General features: G+C 74.6%; 4 protein-coding genes. 2 read left to right on the top strand and 2 right to left on the bottom strand.

Going from position 1 to position 8017, the window contains the following annotated elements:
• A partial coding sequence (locus tag ACWDS7_RS44220; protein ID WP_451934177.1) for an FAD-dependent oxidoreductase occupies positions 1-896 on the bottom strand: 896 nt, incomplete at its 3' end.
• 26 nt (positions 897-922) lie between these two features.
• Positions 923-1945 carry a LacI family DNA-binding transcriptional regulator gene (locus ACWDS7_RS44215; RefSeq protein ID WP_451934176.1) on the bottom strand — a complete coding sequence of 341 codons (1023 nt, stop codon included), beginning with the start codon at positions 1943-1945 and terminating at the stop codon, positions 923-925.
• Positions 1946-2242: 297 nt separating this feature from the next.
• On the opposite strand from ACWDS7_RS44215, the gene ACWDS7_RS44210 reads away from it, so the two are divergent.
• On the top strand, positions 2243-3109 hold the full coding sequence (locus ACWDS7_RS44210; RefSeq protein WP_451934175.1) for a DUF4132 domain-containing protein: 867 nt from the start codon (positions 2243-2245) through the stop codon (positions 3107-3109).
• Complete coding sequence (locus ACWDS7_RS44205; RefSeq protein ID WP_451934174.1) at positions 3106-8013, top strand: DNA-binding protein; 4908 nt, start codon at positions 3106-3108, stop codon at positions 8011-8013. The genes ACWDS7_RS44210 and ACWDS7_RS44205 overlap by 4 nt, the downstream gene beginning before the upstream one ends.
• Positions 8014-8017 lie beyond the last annotated feature (4 nt).

Raw genomic sequence — 8017 nt, 5'->3', positions numbered from 1 at the left:
TTGCGGCGGGCGGCGATCCGGCGGAAGGTCCACAGGTTGAGGTCCCCCTCGCTGTGCCGCTGGTCGGCGTCCATCAGCAGGGGGTCGTCGTCGGGGTTGGGGGTGAAGGAACGTTCCACGATCTCCAGCGTCTGGGGCTTCGGGCACCGCCAGGACAGCAGCCGGTCACCCCAGAAAGGAGGCTGGTAGGCGCGCCAGAAGCCGTAGGAGGCGGGCCTGTCGATGGTGTGGTCCCCGTCGACGTGGTCGATCGCGAAGCACACCGAGACGGCCTGCATGTTCAGCGGCCGCGCCTGCGCGGGCGCGCTCGGCTCGCCGGTCTCGGCCTGCGACTCCGACCCCGTGACGTACTCGGTGCCGGTCAGCGGCAGCAGCTCGCCGGTCTCGGTGGCGTCCAGGACGTACGGCGCGCGCACGGTGATCCGGCCGCCTCCGTGCCGGTGCTCCAGCTCCACGGCGGTCACCGTGTCGCCGTCGACCTGGGCGTCCACCGGCCGGTAGGGCTGCAGGACCCGCAGCCGCCCCGAGCCCCGGTAGGGCGCCAGCATCGCCTCGATCACCGCGACCGCGACCCGGGGCTCGTGGCAGAGCCGGCTCACGTGGCCCGCACCCGGGTTGAGGTGCCGCCAGTCGCGGGACCGCCCGGTCAGGGGGTAGTGCTGCCGGTAGTAGCGCCGGATGCCGTCGCGCAGCGCCCGGTAGCTCGCGGTGACGCCGAACCGCTCCACCCAGGGGTGCTCGTCCGGCGGCACGGCCTGGCTGGTCAGCTGGCCGCCCAGCCAGTCGTGTTCCTCACTGAGGATCACCGTACGGCCGGCCCGTAGCAGGGCCAGTGCGGCGGCGACGCCGCCCAGGCCACCGCCGACGATCACCGCGTCTGCAGATGTCTCGACCACGAGAGGGTCTCTCCTGTCATTTCGGTTCAGTCTCCGGCCGGGGCCAGTGTGGCGCCGTCGACCAGCTCGCAGGGGAGCAGTTCCTGTGGGGTCCCGCCGCTCTCCAGCACCTCGGCCAGCAGCTCGACGGCCCTGCGGCCCATCTCGCGCCGGGGGATGCGGAACCCGGTGAAGTCGAGGCGGGCGGGGCGCGTGGGGGCGCCGAGCGCGAGGAGCGACAGCTCGCCGGGGACCGCGACGCCCCGCTCCCGGGCCGCCCGCGCGACCGCGAGGCCGTCGGCCCACTCCTCGACGAAGGCCGCCGTCGCTCCAGCCCCGGCCAGCTCGTCGAGGAGGCCGTCCGGAGTCCGGTCGGCCGTCGGCACCCGGATCCCGTCGACGCCGGCGGCGGCCACCGCTCCGCGGAACCCGCGCAGGCGGTCGGCCGAGGACTCGGCGCCCGTCCCGGGACCGACGTAGGCCAGCCGCCGGTGTCCGAGCCGCACGGCGCGCTCGACGAGCGCCCGCACCGCCGGGAGGTAGTCGGCGCCCACGTACGGCACCGGCGCGCCCGCGTCGTCACGGCGGCCGACGGACACGAACGGGACGCCCTCCGACAGCAGCCGGGCCAGGTCGTCGCGGTCGACGTTGCGGCCCAGGAGCAGGCATCCGTCGGCCAGCCGTACCCGGCTGTCGCCGTTGAAGATCCGCCGCCGCCCGCCCGCCGCCCCGGCGCCGGTGAACAGCAGCAGGTCGCAGCCCGCCTCCTCGGCGCGCTCCTCGATGCCGAGCAGGAACGGGTGGTAGAAATCGGCGTCCTCGGCCGGGAAGACCGCCTCGTAGGTGAACACGCCCAGGATGCGGTTGCGCCGGTCGGCGAGCCGTCGCGCGGCGGGGTCGGCGACGTATCCGGTCTGCCTGATCGCCCGCAGCACGCGCTCGCGCGTCTCCGGGGAGATCCGCGTGTCGGCGTCCGCCCGGTTGTTGAGGACCAGCGACACCGTGGTCTGGCTCACTCCGGCCATCCGGGCGATGTCCTGCTGGGTGAGGCGGCGGTTGGAGGCGGTCACGTCCCGTGGTGTCCCATCGGCAGGTAATGCGTATTAGCCGAAGATATGCGCCACTTTGAGTGACAGGCAAGTTCATCGCCAAGTCCCCGCAAAACCAGGCACGGAAGTCTCTCGAGAGGGTCGCGCGGCCGCTCGACCGACGCTCGACCGCGGCCGCGCGGCCGGCGCCTCGGCCATGGGACGGAAGGCACATGATGCATTTGTCGGTCGTGATCGCTAGCGTTCCGCGCAACACGGCGGCAGGGGCTGAAAACCCCCGCCGAACTCAACCGGTCATGGACGGCGGAAGGCGGAGCGTTGGGTTGGCTGACGGCGGGCGACGGGTACGAGGTCGCCCTCATAGATGGTCGGGTCGCGGCGAGAGCCACCTCCGGCAGGGCGGCGGGGCGGCAGCTGAAATCGCTGCCCAAGGCGTTGCAGGAGCACCCCGAGGTGGACCGGCTGCGCCGCTTCGCCGAGTGGCTCGACCGGCACGCCGCCGCGTGCGTGGCGCAGGTGGACGTCTGGATGGTGTCGTCCCTGCCCGTCCCGACCGGACTGCTGGCCCACGTGTGGCCGGACGAGGCGTGGCAGTCGGCCCTGCGCGACCTGGCCGTGGTCGGTGACGACCCCGACGAGGTCGGCTTCCTGCGGGACGCCACCGACTCCGGGCAGCTGCGGGTGGTGAACCTGGACGGCGAGACCGTCCGGCTGTCCCCGCGAACAGTGACCCTGCCGCACCCCGTGCTCCTGCCCGAGCTGGACGACCTCCGGGAGTTCGCCGCCGAGCTGGGCGTGGTCCAGAAGGTCGAGCAGATCCACCGCGCCACCTGGCGCAAGCCCGCCGACCTCGGGGAGAAGGCGACCGACGTGACGGAGTTCGCCGGGGGCGGATACGCCTCCCGGTTCGCTCTGGCCGCCCGGGCCACCTCACTCGGCTACCGGGTGTCGGGAGGCTACGCCACGTGCCGGGTCCGCGACGCCGGACGGATCGCGGAGGCGGCCGTGTGGATCGGCGAGCCGTACTGGGACGACGAGATGACGACGGGCAGCCTCACCTGGCACGACCAGGACGGCAGAACGCTCCGGTTGCGTGAGGTCGGCCCGGTGGCCTGGTCGGAGGGGATGCGGATGGCCGCGGCGCTCTACGCCGGGCGCCAGGTCGAGGAGGGGAAGGACGCGTGAGCGAGGACATGTCGCCGGCGGAGGCCAGGGCCGAGGAGCTGCTGAAGGCCGGAGCGGTGCTGCCGCCGGACACCGAGGGGGCCGGTGAGCGGGCGGTGCCGCTGACCGCCCGGCGCTACCGTCACCCCGGGCTGGACGGCCGGGTGGTCGTCCGCCTGGTCGCCGGGGAGCTCGGCACGGCCGAGGACCTGGCGGCGGGCTTCCTGGGCCTGGAGCCGGACGGTGAGCCCGCCGTCGTCGGGCTGGGCTCCCGGCGCTCCCTCGGCTTCCCGGAATGGGTGCTGGTCAACCACCCCGAGGACGGCCATCACGCGCTCGCCGTCGTGCCCGAGCTGGAGCGCACGGCCCGGCAGGCGAAGTCCAAGCCGAAGGCCGCGCTGGACGCCTACCAGCAGCTCGCCGGCCAGCTGGCCGCCGCCGTCCCGCACTTCCTGCCCACCTTCTACGAGCAGGCCGGCCGGGTGTTCCTGGCCGTGGAGAACTCCACCTACGCCGCGCAGATGTTCGCCCACGCGCGCAAGGCCGAGGCCGAGCACGGGCTCGCGGTGGACGACGACCGGCTCGACGCGGTGTTCCTGGAGTTCGCGCTCGCGGGGGCGCTGTCGGTCAAGGTGCTCTCCGGATACGCCAAGGACCTGGCCGGCCGGCTGCCCGCGGACGAGGCGCTGCGCCGGTTCACGCGGCTGTGCGTGCGGCGCACCGCCGGAGGGCTGCCGCCGTCGGCGCAGATGGCGAGCGATCTGCGCAAGCTCGCCAGGGCCGCCGGCGCGGACGCCGACCGGGAGGAACAGGCATACCTGGCCGAGCTGCTCGGCCTGCCGGCCACCCAGCGGGCCGTGACGGGCTGGTGGAAGGCCCACAGTGCGGCGATCGCGTCGCTGGGCCGGCGGGAGCCCGAGGTCCGTGGGACGCTGCTGAACATCATGCCGCAGGCCAGGGACAAGGAGCTGGCGGGCGTGTGGCTGGAGGTGATCGAGGAGTCCGGCGCCGCCGCCGGTCTGGCCGGCGGCGAGGTGCCGGAGCGGGAGCGGCCCGCCGACGGCACCGCGGGCTGGCTCGACAGGTTCCTGCAGGCGCGTAACCACGCCTGGGGGCTTCCGCCGCGCCTGCCCGGGCTGTACGCGCTGGTGGAGCGGGTGGCCGACCGGCTGCGGGCCGAACTCGCCGATCCCGGCCGCACGGCGCTGTCGGCCGACTACGACGTCGACCTGCTGGACCTGCTGCTCGCCCTGGACGTCCCCGTGGCCGATCCCGTTGAGCAGCGGGGGCTGCACCTGGAGCACTGGGCGGAGGGCACCGGCCAGCGCGATCTGCTCGCCCTGGCCGCCGACCCCCGCTTCCGGCCCGCCTTCCAGCGCGGGGCCGACGGGTTCGACCACGACGCGGACGGCCTGCGGGCCGTCCGCCTCCTGGCGCGGTCCCCCGGAGGGCGGCCGATGCTCGCCGAATGGATGCGGAAGGTGGCCCTGCGGTCGTCGGCCGCCGGACTGCCGGAGCTGCCCGACGCCATGCGGCGGCTGTCCTGGCTGCCGGGCGAGGCGCTGGTCCTGGCCGAGGAGGAGGTACGCCAGGCGGCCGGGACGGACGTCGCGCTGGTGCTCACCCGGACGCTCCGGGCCGGGCTGTTCGACGAACTGGGCTGGCCGGCCTGGGATGAGGCGGCCGAGACCCTCGTGCCGAGGAAGGACGTCGACGACCTCGTCGTCGCCGACGCCTGGCCGCATCTGATCGTCGCGGGGTCCTCGCAGGTCCGGGTGCTCGGCGCCGAGGGCACCGTGCTCACCCACGACCTGCGCGTCCCGAGCGGGGACACCTGGAGCAGCGACCACGGCTACCACTACGTGGACGGCGAGCTGCTCGTCTACTGGTACTCCCGGCAGCTCGACGGGATGCGCGGATACTGGCACACCTCCGCCGACCGGATCCAGCCGCTGGAGGGGGGTGGCAGCACCCGCGGGACGCGCATGAACTGGTATCACGGCGACGATCCGGTCACCCTGCCGCTGCCCGGCGGTGGGCGGACCACCGGCCTGGGGGTGCTGCACCCGGGAGACACCACCCTGCCCGACGAGCGGTCGGTGATCACCGACGGCACCTCCTTCTGGGCGTGGACCTGGGACAGATCGGATCACGAGAGCACCGGATGGTACGAATACGACCCGATCAGCGGGGAGCAGGGCAGGAAGGGCCTGCCCGGTTTCCTCGCCGACGCGCTCCGCACCGCCCCGGCGGGCAGCACGTTCCGGTCGGGCTGGCTGCTGCCCGCTCCTTCGGACGAGCCCACCCCTGTCGGCACCTCGGTGGACGGCCTGTTCGGCTGGCGGGTGGTGCGGCTGCCCGACGGATCGATGCGCGGTGAGGACCTCTCCGGACGCGCCGTGACCGTGGCGGACGGTTCCGGAGCCCCGCTGCGCGCGCTGACGTTCCCCGGGGACGACCGGCCCCGGGCCGTCGTGAAGAACGGCGGCTACCAGGTCGACCTGGTCGACCCGGACGGCGTCGTCACGGCTGTGGCCAAGACGGACGCCGCCCCCGGCCCCTTCGCCGTCGGCACGCTCATCCTGCCGCCGCCGCGCTACTGGCACTGCCTCCGGCCGAGGGACCCCGAGGGCTCCGCGCTGCTGCGCCGCACGGACCGGGACACCTCGGTGGCCCTGCTGGAAGCGGCCGGCATCAGGGGTGAGATCGGGGAGGAGAAGCTGCGGACGCGGATCCGGGCCATCCTGCCGCAGGTGAGCCATGAGGCGCTAGTGGCCGGCATCGCCGGGATCGTGCGCTTCGCCGCAGCCCGGCAGGCCGAGTTCCACGCCGTCGAGGCCCGCCTCTCCGAGGCGCTCGCCGGCGGCCACCGGGAGGAGTCGCCCACCGGTCCCGTGGACCGGCTGCTCGACCAGGCGCTCAGCGGCCTCGGCGTCTCCGACGGCCGCTCGTGGTACCGCCAGGACCTGGACAGCGCCTTCCGGCAGATCCAGTCGATCGGCCGGGCGCTGGCGGCCGATCCCCCGGAGGCGGCCCCGGACCGCCTCCACCTCGACCTGCCGGAGTGGCAGCCCGCGGCCCTGAGCTGGGTCCCCCTGCTCGACCACGCCGCCGCCCTGGCGTTCCGGGCCGCGGCGGTGGCGATCGAGGAGGAACACCGCACCGCACTGCACGGGCTCCTGTGTGAACTGCGCGACCTCGGGCTGCCCACCGCGGCCGACCCCTCCCGATGGCGCCAGATGACGCTGCACCTCGACGGACACCACCTGCCCACGGTCGACGGCGACTTCCGCCACGGCACGTGGCTCGGGGCGCTGCCGCTGGGCGACGGCGCGCTCATCGCCTTCGTGAGCCGGTCGTCCCCGGACGACTCCGGCTGCGTGTGGACGGCGCTGTTCCACGACCCGGCCGGCCGGTTCGAGGTTCCCCGCCCCTACACCGTCTGGTCCTCCTCTCCCGTCGGCGACGCCCGGCGGGCGGGCTGGCTGGAGGCGTTCCTCACCGAGCTGGCCGAGCGGGGCCAGGCGCCCTGGCGGCCCGAGGCCGCCGAGGAGTTCGCCCGGCTCACCGGCGTCTCCTCGACGACCGCCCGGCTGATCGTGGCCGGCCTGCCGTACGTGGACACCTACGAGCGGAGCTTCCTCAGCAAGGAGGCGCGGGCCACGCTCGGGGTGAAGATCACCGATGCCGTCATCGCCAGGGACGAGCTGCGCAAGGTGAGCGTCGCCGCCCGGCGTGCGGTCGTCGCGGCGCTGCTGCCCGAGGACCCCGCCCGGCTCTGGACGGACGGCCCGGACGTGGCCGGCGCGGCGGAGGTGTGGAACAGCGCGGTGGGGCGGCAGGCGGCGATCCCCGAATGGCTGCTCGGCGAGGCGGCCCGCGCGGTGCGGACGGGATGGGACGCGGGCCGGGCGCTGCGCGCCCTCGCCGACCCGGCCGCCACGCCGGAGCTGAACCGGGACCTGGTCTGGCGGGTCGACGGCGACCGGGTCCGCCCCGTCGACGGTGAGTCCGCCGGGTTCACCGCGAGCACGCTCGTCATGGCCGTCGTCACGGCGGGCTGGCTCGCCCACCGGCTCCCCGCCGGGGACCCGATCCGTGCCGCCCTGCCGGGCACGCTGGCCGCGGTCCGCGACCGGCTGGCCGGCCCGGAGCTGGTGCTCGACCTCGGACGCTACGTCGACCTGCCCGAGTTCCGGAAGGTCGCCGGAGCCCCCACCGAGATCGGCGAGGGCTACGAGAGATACGGCGCCGTCATCATGGCCACCTACGACCACCGCCCGGCCCCGGGCGTCCGCACGGCTCTGCTGGACGCGGCCGGCGACGACCCCTACCTGCGCGCCCTGATCGGTTCCGAGGGGTCGTTCCCGGCCGTGACCGCGCTGCGCACCGCCCGCGACCCGCGCTTCGAGGCACTCCTGGCCGATCCGGGCGACCCGGTGGAGGGGGAGCGGGACGCGGCCGGGACGTGGTGGCCGCAGGACCCCACCCGGTCGGTGCCCGACCTGGTCGTCGAAGTGGCGAAGGAGCACGGCCTCGGCGAGGACGCCGCGGCCGTATATCTGACGCTGCTGGCCATGCCGGACCCGACCGACCGCAACCTCGCCCGGTGGACGGGCTGGAAGCCCGCCCGGCTCAAGGAGGCCCGCGCCGAGCTGGCCGCCACCGACCTCGTCGTCGGAGCCAGCCGGGCGCGCGCCGGGCGCGCGCTGTTCCTGCCCGGCGGCTGGACGGAGCTGCGGACGCCACGCCTTCCGCTGGAACAGTGGAAGCTCCCCCTGTTCGATCTGGACGGGAGCTCCAGCGTCCCGCTCGTGCCGGTCCAGCCCGCCGCCGACCTGTACCGCAGGGCCTGGCAGCGGGTCCGCGACGGCGACGCCCCCCGGTTCGAGGAGCTCAAGATAAAGCGCGGAAGGCGCCGCTGAGCCC

The organism is Streptosporangium sp. NPDC003464, assembly GCF_053588315.1.
This window is presented reverse-complemented; position numbering and strand designations above follow the sequence as displayed.